This is a genomic window from Nocardioides asiaticus (assembly GCF_040049175.1).
GTDB classification, from domain to species: domain Bacteria; phylum Actinomycetota; class Actinomycetes; order Propionibacteriales; family Nocardioidaceae; genus Nocardioides; species Nocardioides cheoyonin.
The window spans coordinates 820,408-837,927 of record NZ_JBDZDM010000003.1; the positions used below are offsets into that span (position 1 = coordinate 820,408).

General features: G+C 70.7%; 19 protein-coding genes. 12 read left to right on the plus strand and 7 right to left on the minus strand.

Annotation, left to right across the window (positions count from 1 at the left end):
* Positions 1-16 precede the first annotated feature (16 nt).
* Together ABLE53_RS14525 and ABLE53_RS14530 are read right to left on the minus strand one after the other, a co-directional pair.
* Positions 17-658: an HAD family hydrolase gene (locus ABLE53_RS14525; protein ID WP_348859680.1), complete on the minus strand. Its 642-nt coding sequence runs from the start codon at positions 656-658 to the stop codon at positions 17-19.
* Complete coding sequence (locus tag ABLE53_RS14530; RefSeq protein WP_348859681.1) at positions 655-1,992, minus strand: MFS transporter; 1,338 nt, start codon at positions 1,990-1,992, stop codon at positions 655-657. Before ABLE53_RS14530 ends, ABLE53_RS14525 begins: the two co-directional genes overlap by 4 nt.
* A gap of 133 nt (positions 1,993-2,125) precedes the next feature.
* On the opposite strand from ABLE53_RS14530, the gene ABLE53_RS14535 reads away from it, so the two are divergent.
* The gene (locus tag ABLE53_RS14535) at positions 2,126-2,965 is read left to right on the plus strand and encodes an SCO6745 family protein (protein ID WP_348859682.1); all 840 of its coding nucleotides are present in this window, start codon (positions 2,126-2,128) and stop codon (positions 2,963-2,965) included.
* 8 nt (positions 2,966-2,973) lie between these two features.
* Here the strand turns inward: ABLE53_RS14535 and ABLE53_RS14540 are convergent, their stop codons facing one another.
* On the minus strand, positions 2,974-3,870 hold the full coding sequence (locus ABLE53_RS14540; RefSeq protein ID WP_348859683.1) for a TIGR03621 family F420-dependent LLM class oxidoreductase: 897 nt from the start codon (positions 3,868-3,870) through the stop codon (positions 2,974-2,976).
* 82 nt (positions 3,871-3,952) lie between these two features.
* On the minus strand, positions 3,953-4,348 hold the full coding sequence (locus ABLE53_RS14545; protein ID WP_348859684.1) for a VOC family protein: 396 nt from the start codon (positions 4,346-4,348) through the stop codon (positions 3,953-3,955).
* A 114-nt stretch (positions 4,349-4,462) separates the two neighbouring features.
* Between ABLE53_RS14545 and ABLE53_RS14550 the strand changes: the two genes are divergently transcribed.
* From ABLE53_RS14550 to ABLE53_RS14560, 3 genes are all read left to right on the plus strand, one after another.
* Positions 4,463-4,861, plus strand: a complete 399-nt coding sequence (locus ABLE53_RS14550) for a nitroreductase family deazaflavin-dependent oxidoreductase (protein WP_348859685.1) — start codon at positions 4,463-4,465, stop codon at positions 4,859-4,861.
* Positions 4,862-4,923: 62 nt separating this feature from the next.
* Positions 4,924-5,178: a hypothetical protein gene (locus tag ABLE53_RS14555; RefSeq protein ID WP_348859686.1), complete on the plus strand. Its 255-nt coding sequence runs from the start codon at positions 4,924-4,926 to the stop codon at positions 5,176-5,178.
* The gene (locus tag ABLE53_RS14560) at positions 5,175-5,684 is read left to right on the plus strand and encodes a DoxX family protein (RefSeq protein WP_348859687.1); all 510 of its coding nucleotides are present in this window, start codon (positions 5,175-5,177) and stop codon (positions 5,682-5,684) included. Before ABLE53_RS14555 ends, ABLE53_RS14560 begins: the two co-directional genes overlap by 4 nt.
* A 21-nt stretch (positions 5,685-5,705) precedes the next feature.
* Here ABLE53_RS14560 and ABLE53_RS14565 read toward each other — a convergent pair whose 3' ends face one another.
* Positions 5,706-6,212, minus strand: a complete 507-nt coding sequence (locus tag ABLE53_RS14565; protein WP_348859689.1) for a GNAT family N-acetyltransferase — start codon at positions 6,210-6,212, stop codon at positions 5,706-5,708.
* On the opposite strand from ABLE53_RS14565, the gene ABLE53_RS14570 reads away from it, so the two are divergent.
* From ABLE53_RS14570 to ABLE53_RS14590, 5 genes are all read left to right on the plus strand, one after another.
* Positions 6,211-6,798 (plus strand): helix-turn-helix domain-containing protein, encoded by a 588-nt coding sequence (locus tag ABLE53_RS14570; RefSeq protein WP_348859690.1) that lies wholly within the window; start codon positions 6,211-6,213, stop codon positions 6,796-6,798. The genes ABLE53_RS14565 and ABLE53_RS14570 overlap by 2 nt on opposite strands.
* Positions 6,799-7,083: 285 nt before the next feature.
* The gene (locus ABLE53_RS14575; RefSeq protein WP_348859692.1) at positions 7,084-7,944 is read left to right on the plus strand and encodes a methylenetetrahydrofolate reductase; all 861 of its coding nucleotides are present in this window, start codon (positions 7,084-7,086) and stop codon (positions 7,942-7,944) included.
* Between the two features lie 65 nt (positions 7,945-8,009).
* Positions 8,010-9,416 carry a vanillate/3-O-methylgallate O-demethylase gene (gene ligM / locus ABLE53_RS14580; RefSeq protein WP_348859693.1) on the plus strand — a complete coding sequence of 469 codons (1,407 nt, stop codon included), beginning with the start codon at positions 8,010-8,012 and terminating at the stop codon, positions 9,414-9,416.
* Between the two features lie 111 nt (positions 9,417-9,527).
* Positions 9,528-10,415, plus strand: a complete 888-nt coding sequence (gene purU / locus ABLE53_RS14585; protein WP_348859694.1) for a formyltetrahydrofolate deformylase — start codon at positions 9,528-9,530, stop codon at positions 10,413-10,415.
* Positions 10,416-10,459: 44 nt separating this feature from the next.
* Positions 10,460-11,572, plus strand: coding sequence for an NDMA-dependent alcohol dehydrogenase (locus ABLE53_RS14590; protein WP_348859695.1), 1,113 nt, complete (start codon positions 10,460-10,462; stop codon positions 11,570-11,572).
* Here ABLE53_RS14590 and ABLE53_RS14595 read toward each other — a convergent pair.
* Positions 11,563-12,687 carry a DmpA family aminopeptidase gene (locus tag ABLE53_RS14595; RefSeq protein ID WP_348859696.1) on the minus strand — a complete coding sequence of 375 codons (1,125 nt, stop codon included), beginning with the start codon at positions 12,685-12,687 and terminating at the stop codon, positions 11,563-11,565. The two genes, ABLE53_RS14590 and ABLE53_RS14595, sit on opposite strands and share 10 nt — an antisense overlap.
* Positions 12,688-12,880: 193 nt before the next feature.
* Entirely contained in the window at positions 12,881-13,342 is a 462-nt protein-coding gene (locus ABLE53_RS14600) for a MarR family winged helix-turn-helix transcriptional regulator (RefSeq protein WP_348859697.1), read from the minus strand.
* Positions 13,343-13,463: 121 nt separating this feature from the next.
* Here ABLE53_RS14600 and ABLE53_RS14605 point away from each other — a divergent pair, with 121 nt between their 5' ends.
* The 3 genes from ABLE53_RS14605 to ABLE53_RS14615 all read left to right on the plus strand — a co-directional run bounded on the left by ABLE53_RS14605 (position 13,464) and on the right by ABLE53_RS14615 (position 17,512).
* Entirely contained in the window at positions 13,464-14,543 is a 1,080-nt protein-coding gene (locus tag ABLE53_RS14605; RefSeq protein ID WP_348859698.1) for a substrate-binding domain-containing protein, read from the plus strand.
* Between the two features lie 111 nt (positions 14,544-14,654).
* Positions 14,655-15,674, plus strand: coding sequence for an aliphatic amidase (locus tag ABLE53_RS14610; protein ID WP_348859699.1), 1,020 nt, complete (start codon positions 14,655-14,657; stop codon positions 15,672-15,674).
* A 104-nt stretch (positions 15,675-15,778) separates the two neighbouring features.
* Positions 15,779-17,512, plus strand: a complete 1,734-nt coding sequence (locus ABLE53_RS14615; RefSeq protein ID WP_348859700.1) for a purine-cytosine permease family protein — start codon at positions 15,779-15,781, stop codon at positions 17,510-17,512.
* Positions 17,513-17,520: the final 8 nt, after the last annotated feature.

Sequence of the window (17,520 nt, forward strand, 5' to 3'; positions counted from 1 at the left end):
AGGCTCCTGTGATCAGTCAGGTCGCATCGAGGACGATGCGCTTCAGCTCAGCCAGGGTCTTGATCCGATGGCTGGCCTGTGAGAAGTCCTGGGCGCTCGTGAAGTCGTTGCGGACGACGGCACAGTCGATACCGGCCGCCACGGCCGACTTCAGCCCTCTGGCCGAATCCTCGACGACCAGCGCCTCTTCCTTGGAGGCCCCGAATCGCCTCAGGCCGGTCAGGTACGGCTCCGGATGTGGCTTCGCGAGCCTGTAGTCCTCGCGGACGAGGACGAACTCCATGAACTGCCTGATCCGACGCTTCTGGTGGATGAGCTCGAAGTCCACGCGCCTCGCCGTCGTCACGATGGCCATGCGGACGTAGGTCGACAGCTCCGCGAGCGCGTCCACGACGCCGTCGATCTCAATGGCCTCTGTCCTGAGGTAGTCCTGGTAGTAGTCGTTGCGGACCTCGCGCAGTCTGCCGATGGACTGTTCATCGATCCCTGCCGCCCTCGCCTGGGCCCAGGTGCCCCTTCCCTGGCTCATGTCACGGAGGTACTCCTCCTCGTCCAGGACGAAACCGATCTCCGCCAGGGCGCGTTCTCCGGCCTTGTAGTACCAGGGCTCGGTGTCCACCAGCACGCCGTCGTGGTCGAAGAGTATGTAGTTCTTCATCCTCGGGATCCTTCATGCGCGGAGTGTCCGGAATCGACCGTCGAGCGGTCCGAGCGCAGCGGTGACAACAGCAGGATCGCCGCGGACACCGCGAAGACCACAGCCGCCATGACCAACGTCGACCCGCTGCCTTCCAGACCGACGAGCAGACCCGCGACCGGCGCACCGACGACCACCACGGCGCGGTTGAGCGACCGCATGGTGATGTTCGTCCGGGCCTGGAGCCGGTCGGGTGTCAGCAGCTGGCGGTAGCTCATCTCGTGGGAGTTGCTCACGCCCATCCCGATGCCGTGGAGCAGGTGGCCGGCGCCGAGCACCCCGACCACGAGCCAGTCCTCCGCGTCGCGAACCAGGCCCGCAGCCGCCATCGTCAGCGCCCCGGCCGCCGAGAGCAGGTGGGCGCAGACGATCGCTCCCCCTGTCCCCAGCCACCTGCCCACCCTGCCGGTCACGAGCGCGCCGAGCACCGCGCCCACCCCGGCCAGCGCCGCAGCGACGCCCAGCTGGAAGGGACTGAGGCCGAGCACGAGCAGCGCGTACGGCGCCACGACCACGCCGACCGCGGCCTGGCCGGCGAACCAGACATGCGTCGAGACCGCCAGCCGGGTCAGCCCGGAGTCGCGGTACACCCACCGGAGCCCCTGGGCCACCTCGCTTCCAAGATGGGGCCGCTCCCCCTCCGGGCGGGCACGCGGGGGCTCGGCGACAGGGAGCGCGGCCACGACGCCCGCGGAGAACACGTACGTCGCCGCATCGACCAGCACCGCGGCAGGGGCGCCGACGAGGGTGACCAGACCGCCAGCGAGCGCCGGCCCGCTCGTCTGGGCGACGGCGTCACCGGCGTCGAGACGGGCGTGCGCCGGCTGCAGATGACGCCGCGGGACCAGGCGGGGAACGAACGACTGCGAAGCAGCGTCGTTGACCACGGAGACGGCACCGAACACGACGACCACCGCCAGCAGCAGCGCCAGCGTGAGTACGCCGGTCCACCAGGCGACCGGGATCGCGCACAGGAGCGCCGCGCGGAGCAGGTCGCTGCCGACCATGACCGGACGGCGCGGCCAGCGGTCGACCCAGGCCCCGACGACGAGGCCGAGCACCAGGTACGGCAGCCATCGGCTGCTGTTGAGCCACCCGACCTGCTGGGCCGTGCCGTCGAGGGTCACCACGACGAGGGTCTGCAACGCCAGCAGCGTCACGTAGGACCCGAACGACGAGACGGTCTCCCCCGCGAAGAACCAGCGGAACTCGGGCGACGGGAACACGCCGTCGCGCACCCCTCCGTCGCGCACCTCGTCGACGCTGTCCTCCGTCGCTGGTGTCGGGTCCGACATGCCGGGACCCTACCGGTCATGACAGCGACGGCCCGCCGGCAGCACCGAGGTGTCGGATCGGAGCAGGTCGGTTCGTCGTAGGAGTGAGCGGCCGCCCATGAGAGGCGGCCCCGACCACAGGAGATCCTCGGACATGCAGCCTCCGGCCCACGGACACGACATCGCGCGCCGCATGCACCAGCTGGTGGAGCCGATCCATCTGGTGACCTACCTCTCCGCTGAGCCCACCGCAGCGCTCGTCGCGCTCGGGATGCGGAACTACTGGGACGGCTACTTCGCAGGCCGGGCCGCTCCGCTCGGCGTCGTCCCGGCCGAGGTGGTCGATGCGGCCTTCTACAACTTCGCCGACGGCGAGGTGGCCCGTCACATCCCCCGGGTCTGGACCATCACCACCCCCGAGGCGGCGCTCGCGGCCCGCCAGGAGGGCAGCGTCGCCGCGCTGAGGCGGATCCTCGGCGACCTCGCCGACTCCCCCGGTCTCGCCAGTGCCGCCGATCTCGCCACCACGGCCGCGACGAGCGCGCCGGTCGAGGGACGCGTCCTGTACGCCGCCCTCCGTGGCCTTCCCGTGCCCGACGAGCCGGTGGCACGGCTGTGGCACGCCGCCACGCTGCTGCGCGAGCACCGCGGCGACGGCCATGTCGCAGCCGTGGTCACCGAAGACATCGGCGGGACCGAGGCCCACATGCTCCACGCCCTCTCGCTCGGCATCCCGGCCGTGAGCTTCGGCCGCGTCCACCACCTCCCCGCCGAGCGGCTTGCGGAGGTGCTCGACGGCCTGCGCGACCGCGGTCTCGTCGACGCTTGCGGGTGGTTCACCGACGCCGGTCGGAAGACCAAGGAGCGGATCGAGTCGCTCACCGACGATCTCGCTGCACCGGCGTACGCCAGCCTGGACGCCGACGAGCTGGAGCGGCTCGTCGCCGACCTGGACCCGATCAGCGCCGTCCTCGAGGCCGCGGGCTCCCGCTAGGTCCGGCTCTACTCCCCCGCGAGCTGCGGCAGGACCGGCGCGAAGGCGTACATGAGCTCCTGGCCGACGAGGACGTAGGAGATCCCGAGGCGCTCGCGGCGTACGCGCAGCTGCTCGGCCATCTCCTCTGGCGACCCCGTCACGACGGGCACGGCGCCTGCCGCCGAGAGAGCGGCGGGGTCGAGCTGGCCGGCGAGGTGGCGGGGTACGACGTCGCCGACCGCCATCAGGTTGACGTTGATCTCGACCGGCCGGCCGTCCGCCGGGGCGCGGACCTGCGCGACCCGCGCGGCGAAGGCCGCCTCGTCGGCGTCCGGCTGCAGCGCCAGCGCGACGGTGTCGGCCTCGGCGCCCGCGAGCCGCAGCATCCGGGGAGCCCCGGCGGCGACGAGCAGCGGCACGCGCGGGGGCTCGACGCCGTACGGCACGACCGACGCCTCGGTGACGGTGTAGTGCTCCCCCGCCTCGGTGACGGTCTCCCCGGCCAGCAGCCGCTTGATCAGCCCGATCGACTCGGCGAGCCGGGAGACCCGGGTGCCGGGGCTGTCGAACGGCAGCCCGAGCATCGCGTTGTCGCGGTCCGAGGCGGGCCGGCCGGCGCCGAGACCGAGCTCGAACCGTCCGTCGGAGAGCAGCGCCACCGCGAAGGCCTCCTTGGCCGCCTCGACCGGGTGACGGAGGTCGTTGGCGAGCACGTAGGTGCCGAGCCGCAGCCGGGTGGTCGCCGTCGCGGCGGCCGCCAGTGCCGGGAAGACAGCCAGACCTTGCGCGACGTTGTCCGGCATCACGAGGGAGTCGTAGCCGAGGCCCTCGACCTCCTGCACGAACGCCGGCCACGCCTGTCCGGGCGGCGGCTGCATCGCGACTACGCCGAAGCGGAACGGGAGTGTCTGTGTGGTGTCCATGGGCTCCACGCTCGTCCGACGGACGGCCGGCCGCGTCCGCTCTTGCGCGGCGCCGTCGTACGCGATCTGGCGTAGGCGCCGCTCAGCCGGCCTGCTGGACCCTCTCGACGAGCTGGATCGGGTGGCCGTCCGGGTCCTCGACGAAGGCGACCCGCAGCCGACCGTCGAGGAACGGGTGCGGACCGGCGTGGTCGGTCGCGCCGGCGGCGAGCGCCTCGGCGTACGCCGCCTCGACGTCGTCGGTCCAGAAGGTCAGGCACGCACGATGCCCGGAGGCGACCGGGTCGAGGCCGTGGCTCTCGGCCGCCGGGCCCGGCAGGGCGAGCCCGAGGCCGAACCCGCCGAGCGCCATCTCGATCTTGACCGGGGCCTCGGCGGAGGTGCGGAACGCCTCCTTGAACCCGAACGACTCGTAGAAGCGGGCGGACCGCTCGCAGTCGGCCACGAACAGGATCACCTGCGGCTCGGTGACGATCATCGGAAGCTCCTCGCTGGAGTTCGGCTCTGTCGTGATCATGACGGACGAGCGGCCCCCGGATCGACAGTGACGAATGTCAGCCCGGTCTCTGCGCGGGCGGCGGATGGTGGAGGCATGACCACCACACACCGGCGGCCGCCGAGGGCCGTCAACAGGTTCAACAAGGTCGCGGCCACCGTCGCCGGCCGTCGGGTCCTGCCGGTCTGGGCGCTGGTGAAGCACCGCGGCCGCCGGTCCGGGACGGCGTACGAGACCCCGGTCGCCATCATCGGCTCGACGCAGGACGCCGTCTACCTCGGACTCCCCTTCGGCCGGGAGGTCGACTGGGTCCGCAACCTGCGCGCTGCCGGAGGCGGCACGCTCGTATGGAAGGGCACGACCTACACGGCGACCGCGCCCGCCTTCGTCGACAGGGACCAGGCGCTGAGCGTCGCACCACTCCCCCAGCGCGAGGTCGTCAAGCGCTGGCCGGTCACCGACTACCTGCGGCTCACGGTGAAGCCCGTCGCCTGAGGGTCCGCTGAGGATTCCGACCGGCCGCCCACGTCCTCGTTCCGCTGTGTCAGTCTTGGGACGTGACGGAGGTCTGGTACGTCGTCGGCCTGTGCGCCGCGTCCCTCGCCGTGCTCCTCGTGGGTCACTGGTACGTCCGCCACGAGCTGCGCACCCGCACCGAGCCGCCGCCCGCAGCGGTGCTGTGGGGCGGCTACGCGCTCGTCGCTGTGGTGGTCGTCCTCGGCTGCGCGCGTACGTCGTGGGTCGTGCTCGACAGCGACGACGGGACCGACCAGGCGACCGCCCTCCCGGCCCACTCGGCGGTGACCCGATGACCACTCACGTCGACACCAGGCAGCCCTCCACCGTGCGGTCCCTCGCCCCGACCGTGCTGGCCTGGGTCGGGCTCGCGGGGCGGCTCTACCTCGGCTACACCTTCATCAAGGCCGGCCTCGACAAGCTCCCCCACCCCGACGGGACCGAGGCCGCCGTACGCGCCTACCAGCTCCTCCCCTGGCAGTGGGCGTCGTCGTACGCCACGGCGCTGCCGGTCGCGGAGCTCGTCCTCGGCATCGCGCTCGCGCTCGGGCTCTTCACCAGGTCCGTGGCGGTCCTGCTGGCGCTCGGGCTCTGCTCGTTCCTCGTCGGGATCACGTCGGCCTGGGCGCGCGGGCTCAACATCGACTGCGGATGCTTCGGCGGTGGCGGCGAGGTGAGCGACCCGCACTACCTCGAGCACGTCCTGCGTGACGCCGGCTACCTCGCGATCGCCACCTACCTCGTCGTCGTACGCCGCACCGCGCTGGCCGCCGGAGACTGGCTCTTCGGCCGCCGCGACTGAGCGACCGGCTGCTCGGGACGGTCAGAGCCGGAGCTGCAGGATCGTGAGGTCGAGCCAGCGACCGAACTTCGTGCCGACCTCGCGCAGCGTGCCGACCCGCTCGAACCCGAGCGACTCGTGGAGCCCGATGGAGGCGGTGTTGCCGGCCTCGATGTCCGCGACCAGCACGTGGCAGCCGCCCTCGCGCGCGGCAGCGATCAGCGCCTCCAGCAGGGCCCGCCCGACGCCGTTGCCCTGGTGCCCGGCGAGCACGTAGACGGAGTCCTCGGCCGAGAACCGGTAGCCCTCCTTCGGTCGCCACCTCGCCCACGACGCGTACCCGACGACCTCGCCGTCGACCTCGGCGACCAGCAGCGCACCGCGTGCGAGGTGCTCGGTCGCCCAGTCCCGGCACTCCTCCGCGGTCACCGTCTGCGAGGACCACACGGCGGTCGAGTGCTCGATCGCGTCGTTGCGGATCGCGCGGATCGCCTCGACGTCCCGCTCGTCGGCCGCGCGAACCCGGACCGGCTCATATAGTGGATCCATGTCCAATATCGTAGACAGCGGTGCGGTCCTCGGCCAGCGCCTCCGCGAGGAGCGTGCCCGGCGGGGCTGGTCGCTCGCCGACCTGGCCGACGCCTCCGGCGTCTCACGGGCGATGATCAGCCGGATCGAGCGCGGCGAGAGCAGCCCGACCGCCGCGGTCCTGGGCAAGCTGTCGGCCGCGCTCGAGCTCAGCGTCTCGGCCCTGCTCAGTGCCGGCGCCGTCTCCGAGCCTGTCGAGCCCGCACCCGGGGGCGTACGCCGCGACGAGGACGTCCCCGAGTGGCGCGACCCGGAGACCGGCTACCTGCGCCGCCAGGTCTCGACCCCCACCTTCCCGGTCGACGTCACCGAGGTGCTGCTGCCGCCGGGCACGCGCGTCCCCTATCCCGCCGCGGCGTACGCGTTCATCGCCCAGCTGGTCTGGGTGCTCCACGGCACGCTCACCCTCGTCGACGGCGCAGACACCCATCTTCTCGAGGGCGGCGACACCTTCGAGCTCGGCACGCCCCGCCCGCGGGTCTTCGCGAACGACACCGGCCACCACTGCAGGTACGTCGTCGTGGTGACCCGCCGCGCCACGCCCTGAGCCTCTTCCGTACGCCGGCTGCCACGGGCACCGGCACGCGGGCGCCGCAGAGTCCTTCCGTCACACGGGAAGCGCCCTTCTCCGGCGTCCCGGCCCCGGCGAGCCTTGGAGGAACCCGGGGCCACGCCGCCACGGCCATCCCCAGGTGGGCGGCGCCTCGGGTCTCCGCGTCGCCACGGCAGACCGACCGCACGCGACGACACCGACCACGACCGCATCGACGACCGCACGAGAGCCAGGGAGCACATGACCACGGACGAGGCCCGAGCACCCGAGGAGCAGCGCATGGCGACAGGCTGGGCCGTCGACCACGGCACCCCCGACCAGGTGCTGCGCAGCATCCTCACCCACCTCACCTACGAGGTCATGCCGTTCAAGGGCACCGAGGAGAAGGTCGTCACCAACGTGCCGGCGACCACCCGCCTCACCGTCACCGCCTCTCCCGGCAAGACGCTCAGCGACACCGTCGACCTCGCCGAGCGGCTCACGAGGCACGGCTACACCGTCGCACCGCACCTGTCGGCCCGCATGCTGACCGACCGCGCGGAGCTCAAGGACCTCGTCGACCGGTGCGCCGGCGCTGGCATCTCGTCGTTGTTCGTGGTCGGCGGCGACGCCGACCAGGCCGGCGAGTTCTACGACGCGCTCGACGTTCTCCGCGGCCTCGACGAGATGGGCCACCACTTCGTCGACATCGGCGTCGGCGGCTACCCCGAGGGCCACGCCGGCATCCCCGACGAGGCGCTGTGGCGCGCGCTCGAGGAGAAGGCGCGCTACGCCCACCACATCGCCACGCAGGTCTGCTTCGACGCGCGTACGACGGTGGCCTGGTCGCGCCAGGTCCGCAGCCGCGGCATCGACCTGCCGATCCGCGTCGGCATGCCCGGTGCCGTCTCGCGCCAGAAGCTGATGCGGGTGACCGGGAAGATCGGCCTCGGCGACTCCGCCCGCTTCCTCAAGAAGCAGCAGGGCATGCTCTGGAAGTTCTTCACCCCGGGCGGCTATAGCCCCAACAAGCTCATCCGAGGCCTCAGGCCCCACCTCGCCGAGCCCGACACACGACTCCGGGGCTTCCACATCTTCACGTTCAACGACGTGGAAGGGACCGAGGCCTGGCGGCGCAAGCTGCTCGACGGCCTCGGCTGAGGCTCGACCGAGGCCCGAGCCGACGGCACGGTCGGACAGCATCCACCTGAAAGGTAAAGGAAGCAATGAACGCACGGAATCTGCAGGACGTCCTCGACGAGTCAGGCAACATCGTCGAGCACCTGCGCAACTCGCAGATCGGGGCCTACATCTACCCCGTGGTCCCCGCGGAGTTCACCAACTGGCGCCGCGAGCAGCGGGCCTGGCGCGAGACGGCGGTGCTGTACGACCAGTCGCACCACATGGTCAACCTGTTCCTCAAGGGCCCCGACGCGCTGAAGGTGCTCTCGGACACGGGCATCAACAGCATGGCCAACTTCCCGGTCAACCGCGCGAAGCAGTTCGTGCCGACGACCCCGGCCGGCCACGTGATCGGCGACGGCATCCTCTTCCACGAGGAGGACGACCAGTTCGTCTACGTCGGTCGCAGCCCGGGCGCCAACTGGCTGCAGTACAACGCCGAGACCGGCGGCTACGACGTCGAGGTGACCTACGACGACCGCTCCCCCTCGCGCCCGTACGGCCACGCGGTCAGCCGCAAGTACTGGCGGTTCCAGATCCAGGGTCCCAACGCGTGGGCGGTGATCGAGAAGCTGAACGGCGGGCCGCTGCCCGAGGTGAAGTTCTTCCACATGGACCACATGGAGCTCGCCGGCGACAAGGTCCGCACGCTCCGCCACGGCATGGCCGGCGCCCCCGGCCTCGAGCTGTGGGGCCCGTACGACACCTACGAGAAGGTCCGCGAGACGATCCTCGACGCGGGTGCCGAGTTCGGCCTCGAGCCGGTCGGCTCGCGGGCGTACTCCTCCAACACCCTCGAGTCGGGCTGGATCCCCTCCCCGCTGCCAGCGATCTACACCGGCGAGGAGCTCCGGCCCTACCGCGAGTGGCTGGCGGCCAACTCGTACGAGGCGGTCAACGCGCTCGCCGGGTCGTACGTCTCCGACAACATCGAGGACTACTACCTCAACCCGTGGGAGCTCGGCTACGGCAACTTCGTGAAGTTCGACCACGACTTCATCGGCGCCGACGCCCTCAAGCAGATCAAGCCCGAGGAGCAGAGGACCAAGGTCACCCTCGCCTGGAACTCCGAGGACGTCTCCAAGGTCTTCGCCTCGATGTTCGAGCCGGAGGGCGAGGACTTCCAGTTCTTCGACCTGCCGAACGCCAACTACGGCTCGTCGAACTACGACGCCGTGCTCGGCCCGGACGGCTCCCACATCGGGTTCTCGATGTTCACCGGCTACAGCGCCAACGAGCGCAAGGCGCTGTCGCTGGCCACCATCGAGCCGGGCGTCGAGATCGGCACCGAGGTCAAGGTCCTGTGGGGCGAGCCGGACGGCGGCAGCAAGAAGACCACCGTCCAGCCCCACAAGCAGCTCGAGGTCCGGGCCGTCGTCAGCCCGGTCCCCTACTCGCAGGTCGTCCGCAAGGACTACCACGACGGCTGGCGCACGGCCGGCCGCGCCTGACGGCATCGATCGGCGCCGTCCGCCACCCGGGCGGCGCCTGAGGACACATCCGGGCTGTCCGGTGCGGGACACCACCCGCACCGGACAGCCCTCGGCACCTGAGAGGGACCCATGAGCACAGCCGACGCCGTCGTACCCGACGCCGCGCCCGAGTACGTCCTGCGCTTCTCCTGCGAGGACGAGGTGGGGATCGTCTACGCGATCTCGAAGTTCCTCGTCGAGCACGACTGCAACATCGTCGAGAGCCAGCAGTTCGGATCCCGCACGTCGGGACTGTTCTTCATGCGCGTGCAGTTCAGCGCCTGCGACGGCGGGATCCTCGACCTCGACGGCGTACGCCGTGAGTTCGTGCCCATCGCCGAGCGGTTCGGCATGGGCTGGGACCTCCGCGAGCTCACCACGAAGCAGCGGGTGCTCATCATGGTGAGCAAGTACGGCCACTGCCTCGACGACCTGCTCTTCCGCGCCCACAGCGGCTGGCTCAACGTCGACGTCGTCGCGGTCGTCTCCAACCACCCCGACATGCAGCACCTCACCGAGAGCTACGACGTCCCGTACTTCCACATCCCGGTGACCGCCGAGACGAAGGCGGAGGCGGAGGCGGAGCTGCTCGACCTGGTCGACAAGTACGACGTCGACCTCGTTGTCCTCGCCCGCTACATGCAGATCCTGTCCGACGGCCTGTGCGAGCAGCTGGCGGGTCGGGCCATCAACATCCATCACTCGATGCTGCCGGCCTTCAAGGGCGCCCGGCCCTACCACCAGGCCCGCGACCGCGGCGTGAAGCTGGTCGGGGCCACCGCCCACTACGTGACCGCCGACCTCGACGAGGGCCCGATCATCGAGCAGGAGGTCGCTCGCATTGACCACACCATGACGGCCGACCAGGTCACCCAGGTCGGCAGGGACAACGAGTGCATCGCACTCGCGCGCGCCGTCCGCTGGCACACCGAGAGCCGCGTGATCATCGGCGGGAAGCGGACGGTCGTCTTCAAGTAACCCACACGCGCCGGACGGCGCGGGAGCCCGCCAAGGAGGCCGGGATGAGGACACAGGCAGCCGTGCTCTGGGAGTACGGCGGGGACTGGCAGGTCGAGGAGCTCGAGCTCGACGACCCGCAGAAGGGCGAGGTGCTCGTCAGGCTGGCCGCCTCCGGGCTGTGCCACTCCGACGAGCACGTGAGGGTCGGCGACCTCCCGATGGAGGCCTTCCCGATCATCGGCGGCCACGAGGGCGCCGGCGTCGTCGAGAAGGTCGGGCCCGACGTCGACGGGCTCGCCCCCGGCGACCACGTGGTCCTCAGCTTCATCCCGGCGTGCGGGCGTTGCGCGTCGTGCGCGACCGGCAACCAGAACCTGTGTGACAAGGGCGCCGGGATCCAGGTCGGTCTGCAGCAGGACGGCACGGCGCGCCACCACGTCCGCGGGCAGGACGCCCGGCTGATGTGCATGGTCGGCACGTTCTCGCCGTACACGCTGGTCAACCAGGACTCGGTCGTGAAGATCGACGACGACATCCCGCTCGACAAGGCGGCCCTGGTCGGCTGCGGCGTCACGACGGGCTGGGGTACTGCGGTGTACGGCGCGCGGGTCGCCGTCGGCGACACGGTCGTCGTCCTCGGGGTCGGCGGCGTCGGCGCCAACGCGGTCCAGGGGGCCCGGATCGCCGGTGCGTCGCACATCGTGGCGGTCGACCCGTCGGCCTACAACCGCGACCAGGCGAAGACCTTCGGCGCCACCCACACCGCCGCCTCGGCCGACGAGGCGCGCGACCTGCTCGCCGACGTCACCCGCGGGCGGATGGCGAACTCCTGCATCATCACCGTGGGCGTCAACAACGGCACCGTCGTCGGCGACGCGATCTCGCTGGTCGGCAAGCTCGGGACCGTCGCGATGACGTCCCTCGGCCCGGTCACCGACGCCGACGTGACACTGCCGATGTTCGAGGTCACCGCGTTCCGCAAGTCGCTGGTCGGCTGCCTCTTCGGCAACGCCAACCCGCGCTACGACATCCCGCGGCTCCTCGAGCTCTACCGCCAGGGCGACCTGCTGCTCGACGAGCTGATCACCGGCACGTACTCCCTCGACGAGATCAACAAGGGGTACGACGACATGCGGGATCACCGCACCATCCGCGGTCTGATCCGCTACGACTGAGGCGATAGCCACCTCAGCACGTCGACCGGGAACCCCGGCGACCGGTGGCCGTCGCGGCCGACCATCGTCGTGCTCGCGGCGAGGACGTTGACCACCGCCTCCTCGACGGCCTGGACGACCGCGGCGTAGAGCGGGTCGAGCAGGCCCCAGCGCAGGAACTCGAGGCGGCCCACTGACTCACGGTCCTCGACGAGCAGGCTGTCGAGCTCGCCGGGGTTGGCGGTCGAGAACGCCAGGAAGACGTCACCGGAGAAGTGGCTGCCGGTCGTCCCGGTGCGCGCCAGACCCAGCGGGACCCGGCGGGCGAGCGCCTGGCACTGCTGCGGCAGCAGCGGCGCGTCGGTCGCGACGACCGTGATGCACGAGCCCGCACCCGCCGGCGCGAGCCAGTCGGTGGTGGCCATCGGGTTGTCGTCGGCGAGCTGGGGGCCGAGGTGGCGCCCTGCGATCGTGAGCTCCTCGCGGGCGCCGAAGTTCGCCTGCATGAGCACGCCGACGGTGTACGTCGTACCGCCGACCTCGACCAGCCGCGACGAGGTGCCCGTGCCGCCCTTGAAGCCGTAGCAGCTCATCCCGGTGCCGCCGCCGACCGAGCCCTCGGCGATCGGTCCGCCGCCCGCCGCCTCGAGTGCCGCCCGGGCGTGGTCGACGGTGACGTGCTCGCCGTCGACGTCGTTCAGGTATCCGTCCCACGTCTCGGCCACGACCGGCAGGTGCCAGCGGTTGCGCAGCGCGGGGTTCGCGTCCATCGACCACGACAGGATGCCGCGGTGCACCGCGCCGACCGCGTGGGTGTTCGTGATGCCGATGGGCAGTGAGAGTGCGCCCGACTCAGCCAGCCAGACGGTTCCGGTCATCTCGCCGTTGCCGTTGAGCGAGTGGAAGCCCGCGGCGCACGAGACGCCCACGCCCGACCGGCCGCGCGGGAGGATCGCCGTCACGCCGGTCCTGACCGGGCCCTCCCCCACGACGAGCGGACCCTCGCCCTCGACCAGCGTCGCGTAGCCGACCTCGACCCCTGGCACGTCGGTGATCGCGTTGTGCGCCCCGGGGGTGCCGTCGAAGGGGACGCCGTGGTCACGGGCGCGCAGGCGGGTCGGCTCGTCAGGAGTCACCGGGCCATCGCACCAGAGGTCTGTTGCCGGGATGTGTCACGGCCGTACGAAACTGTCGGTGGTCGGTGGCAGCGTGGGTCGCGACCTGCCAGACCGCCTCCGAGGGGGACTCCATGCCCGACGCCACGCCTGCACAGCTTGCGACCGGGGCAGGCCGATGATCTCCTCACGCGAGGAGGTCGCCCGTCGCCGCTCAGTCGCGCGCGAGCGCGGTCTGCGCGTCCGTGAGCGCCGTCACCAGGGCGTCCATGCCGCCCTCCCCCAGCCGCGATGCGAGGAGCTCGGCGAGCCGCCGCTGCCCGGGGGCGAGCTTGGCGACCTTCTCCCGACCGCGCGGAGCGAGGGCGACGAGCACGCGCCGGCGGTCCTGGGCGTCGGGGGTCCGGTGGAGCAGGGCCGAGGAGACGAGCCGGTCGACGAGCCGGGTCGCCGACGCCGCCGGCACCCCTGCAGCGTCGATCACCTCGGCCATCGTGTGGCCCTTGCCGTCGCTGACCAGTGACAGCACCGCCCAGTCCTCGACCGACAGCCCGGCGGGGTCGAGGTTGATCCTCATCGCCTCGGCGACCTGCCGCTCGACGGTGTGCAGCAGTCGCCGGAGCGTGGCCGTCGTGTCGGCGCCGGCGGGTCGCCGCCCAGCCGCGGATCTCTGCATCGATGCTCCCTGGGAACGGAACCCGCTGGAAACCCAACGGTAACACCTCCATACGAAGATATTTCATCACTCGCGCACAGGTCGCGGACCCGGTGGTGCTCGCGGCCGCGAAGGAGGTCCCATGACCGCACCGAGTGATGCCCGCAGCGACGACCTGACCCTCGCCCTCGTCCTGCCGTTCCAGGGGCCGGCGGGCCTCTACGGCCCGTCCTGCCAGGTCTCGGCCCAGCTCGCGATCGAGGAGCTCAACGCGGTGGCCGGCGTCAACGGCCGCCGCGTCCGCGCCGTCGAGGTCGACGGTGGACGCCATCCGGATGCCGTGGCCGCCGAGGTCGACGCCCTCGCCTCCGCCGGCGCCGTGGACGCGGTCGTCGGCTGGCACATCTCCGCCGTACGCCAGGCCATCGTCGCCCGGCTCGACGGACGCCTGCCCTACGTCTACACCGCCGTCTACGAGGGCGGTGAGCGCTCCCCCGACGTCTTCGTCACCGGGGAGACCCCCGACAGCCAGCTGCTCCCGGCGATGACGTGGCTGCGCCAGGAGCTCGGTGCCCACCGCTGGGCGATCGTCGGCAACGACTACGTCTGGCCCCGGCTGACGGCACGCGCCGCCCATGTCTACGTGCGCCAGCTGGGCGGGAGCATCGACGCCCAGACCTACCTCCCGCTCGGCACCGAGCGGTTCGACAGCGCGCTCGACCTGCTCGAGCGCACCGAGCCGGACGCGGTCCTGATGCTCCTGGTCGGCCAGGACATGGTCCACTTCAACCGGCAGTACGCCGCCCGTGGCCTCGACCGGCGGATGATCCGGTTCAGCACGATCATCGACGAGAACGCCCTGCTCGGCATCGGCGCCCGCTCGACCCGCGGTCTCTACGCCGCGGCAGGCTACTTCGGCTCGCTCCCTACCGCCGACTCCCTCGACTTCGTCGGCCGGATCAGCGAGCGGTTCGGCGTCTACGCCCCGGCGTGCACCAGTCTCGGTGAGTCCTGCTACGAGGGGATCCACCTGCTCGCCCAGCTGCTCGAGTCCCGCCGCGGCGACGAGCCCCTCGGCGCCACGGCGACCCGGCTGCGCTACCAGTCGCCGCGCGGCGGCGTACGCCTCTCCGACAACCACCTGCAGCAGCCGGTCTACCTCGCCGCGGCGTCCGGCGTGGACTTCGACGTCACCGCCCAGATCACCGCCGTCGACGGGTGAGGGCCGTGGGCACCGCTGACGCCCTCCCGGCTGCCTGTTGACACCCCGTCACGCGGGTCGAATACTTCCTCTGAGATTTACTTCCATCTGGAATTAAACAGGAGGCGGGCGATGAGACACGGCGACATCAGCAGCAGCAGCGACGCGGTGGGGGTCGCGGTCGTCAACTACAAGATGCCGAGGCTCCACACCCAGGACGAGATCCGGGCCAACTGTGAGCAGATCGCATCGATGGTCACCGGGATCAAGGCCGGCTTCCCGGGGCTCGACCTGATCGTCTTCCCGGAGTACAGCACCCACGGGATCATGTACGACCGCGACGAGATGTTCGCGAACGCCACGACGATCCCCGGCCTGGAGACCGAGATCTTCGCGAGGGCCTGCCGCGAGGCGGGCGTCTGGGGCGTCTTCTCCCTGACCGGGGAGCAGCACGAGGGCCACCCGGGGAAGAACCCGTACAACACGCTCATCCTGATGAACGACCGGGGCGAGATCGTCCAGCGCTACCGCAAGATCCTCCCCTGGACCCCGATCGAGGGCTGGTACCCCGGCGACACGACGTACGTCGTCGACGGCCCGAAGGGCCTGAAGGTCAGCCTGATCATCTGCGACGACGGCAACTACCCCGAGATCTGGCGCGACTGCGTCGCCAAGGGCGCCGAGCTCGTCGTCCGCTGCCAGGGCTACATGTACCCCGCCAAGGAGCAGCAGATCATGGTCGCCAAGGCCATGGCCTGGATGAACAACACCTACGTCGCGGTGGCGAACGCGACCGGCTTCGACGGGGTGTACTCCTACTTCGGGCACTCCTCCGTCGTCGGCTTCGACGGCCGCACCCTCGGTGAGTGCGGCACCGAGGAGATGGGCGTCCAGTACGCCGAGCTCTCGCTCAGCCAGATCCGCGACGCCCGCGCCAACTGGCAGTCCCAGAACCACCTCTTCAAGCTGCTCCACCGCGGCTACACCGGCGTGCTGGCCTCCGGCGAGGGCGACAAGGGCGTAGCCGAGTGCCCCTTCGACTTCTACCGCACCTGGGTGGAGGACCCGGCGCTCGCGCAGAAGCAGGTCGAGTCGATCACCCGCTCCACGATCGGCACCGCCGAGGCTCCCGTCGAGGGCATCCCGCACTGAGCCGCCTGTCGCCCGCCCCCAGGCAGCAGCACCGCAGCAGCAACGCCACACCAGCCCCCGACAACGTCGTCGATCCCCCGTACTCCCGTCCCACGGAGGCACCGATGAGCACCGACCTCGACAGCCCTGCCGGCGCGACCGGCGCCGCGCCCGCGACGGCGAGCCGCAGCTACGGCGCGGCCGTCAAGAACGAGACCCTGGAGGACTACTCCCTCCGCTACGCACCCAAGTCCTTCCGCAAGTGGTCGGAGTGGACCGTCGCCAACACCGCGCTCGGCGGCATCGCCTACCTCGCCGACTTCTCGATCGGCGCCTCGATCGCGGTGACCCACGGCGCAGGCAACGCGATCGCCTCGGTGCTCGTCGCCGCGCTGGTCATCTTTGTGACCGGCATCCCGATCTCGTACTACTCGGCCCGCTACTCGATCGACATGGACCTCCTCACCCGGGCGGCGGGCTTCGGCTACCTCGGGTCGACGATCACGTCGGTCATCTACGCGAGCTTCACCTTCATCTTCTTCGCACTCGAGGGCTCGATCATGGCCCAGGCGTTCGAGGTCGGGTTCGGCCTCCCGCTGTGGGCCGGCTACATCATCACGGCGTTCCTCATCCTCCCGCTGGTCGTCTTCGGCATGACCGCGCTCTCGAAGCTCCAGGTCTGGACGCAGCCGATCTGGCTCATCGGGATGTTCGCGCCGTTCGTCTACCTGCTCTTCAAGGACCCGGGGATGTACTCCGCGTTCACCAGCTGGGCGCCCGGCGGCAGCGACGGCTCTGGCGACGGCGCCGGCTTCAGCTGGCTCGGGTTCGGGCTCGGGATGGGCGTCGCGCTCTCCCTCATCGCCCAGATCGGCGAGCAGGTCGACGCGCTCCGCTTCATGCCCGAGAAGACCGCCGCCAACGCGAAGAAGTGGTGGACGGCCGTCCTCGCCGCCGGGCCGGGCTGGGTGATCCTCGGGGCGCTCAAGCAGCTCGGCGGTGCCTTCCTCGCGTTCGTCTTCGTCAGCGGCGGCGCCGCCATCGCGGCCGCCAGCGAGCCGATCCACCAGTACGTCGCGGGCTTCAACTTCATCCTGCCGGCCGGCATCGTCACCGGGGTCGCGGTCTTCTTCGTCGTCCTCTCCCAGGTGAAGATCAACGTCGTCAACGCGTACGCCGGCTCGCTGGCCTGGTCGAACTTCTTCAGCCGGGTGCTCCACTTCCACCCCGGCCGGGTCGTGTGGATCTTCTTCAACGTCGGGATCGCGCTGGCGCTGATGGAGTTCGGCGTCTTCGGCTTCCTCAACACGGTCCTCGGCTTCTACTCCAACGTCGCCATCGCGTGGATCGGGGCGATCGTGGCCGACCTGTGCGTCAACAAGCCGCTGGGCCTGAGCCCCGCGATCATCGAGTTCAAGCGCGCCCACCTCTACAACTTCAACCCGGTCGGCTTCGGCTCGATGCTCATCGGTGCGACGGTCTCGATCATGGCGTTCTACGACTGGTTCGGCGCCTACGCGCAGGCGTTCTCGCCGTTCATCGCGCTGGCGCTCGCGTTCGTGCTCTCGCCGGTGCTCGCCTACCTCACCAAGGGCAAGTACTACATCGCGCGCGAGGACGAGCACCCCGAGCCGCTCATGGTCGACGGCCTGCTCAACGCCGCCACCGACGAGTGCACGGTCTGCGACACGACGTTCGAGCGGCCCGACATGGCGCACTGCCCGCACCACGAGGGCTCGATCTGCTCGCTGTGCTGCAGCCTGGACAAGGAGTGCCACGACATGTGCAAGACCAGTGCACGCGGCGGCAACGGCACCCGCCGACTGGTCGACGTCCAGATCACCAGCGCGCCCGCCTGAGGACGGGC

Coding starts and splice junctions, on each gene's coding strand:
- ABLE53_RS14525 (WP_348859680.1), bottom strand. CDS start 658: ATGAAGAACTACATACTCTTCGACCACGACGGCGTGCTGGTGGACACC.
- ABLE53_RS14530 (WP_348859681.1), bottom strand. CDS start 1,992: ATGTCGGACCCGACACCAGCGACGGAGGACAGCGTCGACGAGGTGCGC.
- ABLE53_RS14535 (WP_348859682.1), top strand. CDS start 2,126: ATGCAGCCTCCGGCCCACGGACACGACATCGCGCGCCGCATGCACCAG.
- ABLE53_RS14540 (WP_348859683.1), bottom strand. CDS start 3,870: ATGGACACCACACAGACACTCCCGTTCCGCTTCGGCGTAGTCGCGATG.
- ABLE53_RS14545 (WP_348859684.1), bottom strand. CDS start 4,348: ATGATCGTCACCGAGCCGCAGGTGATCCTGTTCGTGGCCGACTGCGAG.
- ABLE53_RS14550 (WP_348859685.1), top strand. CDS start 4,463: ATGACCACCACACACCGGCGGCCGCCGAGGGCCGTCAACAGGTTCAAC.
- ABLE53_RS14560 (WP_348859687.1), top strand. CDS start 5,175: ATGACCACTCACGTCGACACCAGGCAGCCCTCCACCGTGCGGTCCCTC.
- ABLE53_RS14570 (WP_348859690.1), top strand. CDS start 6,211: ATGTCCAATATCGTAGACAGCGGTGCGGTCCTCGGCCAGCGCCTCCGC.
- ABLE53_RS14565 (WP_348859689.1), bottom strand. CDS start 6,212: ATGGATCCACTATATGAGCCGGTCCGGGTTCGCGCGGCCGACGAGCGG.
- ABLE53_RS14575 (WP_348859692.1), top strand. CDS start 7,084: ATGGCGACAGGCTGGGCCGTCGACCACGGCACCCCCGACCAGGTGCTG.
- ligM (WP_348859693.1), top strand. CDS start 8,010: ATGAACGCACGGAATCTGCAGGACGTCCTCGACGAGTCAGGCAACATC.
- purU (WP_348859694.1), top strand. CDS start 9,528: ATGAGCACAGCCGACGCCGTCGTACCCGACGCCGCGCCCGAGTACGTC.
- ABLE53_RS14590 (WP_348859695.1), top strand. CDS start 10,460: ATGAGGACACAGGCAGCCGTGCTCTGGGAGTACGGCGGGGACTGGCAG.
- ABLE53_RS14600 (WP_348859697.1), bottom strand. CDS start 13,342: ATGCAGAGATCCGCGGCTGGGCGGCGACCCGCCGGCGCCGACACGACG.
- ABLE53_RS14605 (WP_348859698.1), top strand. CDS start 13,464: ATGACCGCACCGAGTGATGCCCGCAGCGACGACCTGACCCTCGCCCTC.
- ABLE53_RS14610 (WP_348859699.1), top strand. CDS start 14,655: ATGAGACACGGCGACATCAGCAGCAGCAGCGACGCGGTGGGGGTCGCG.
- ABLE53_RS14615 (WP_348859700.1), top strand. CDS start 15,779: ATGAGCACCGACCTCGACAGCCCTGCCGGCGCGACCGGCGCCGCGCCC.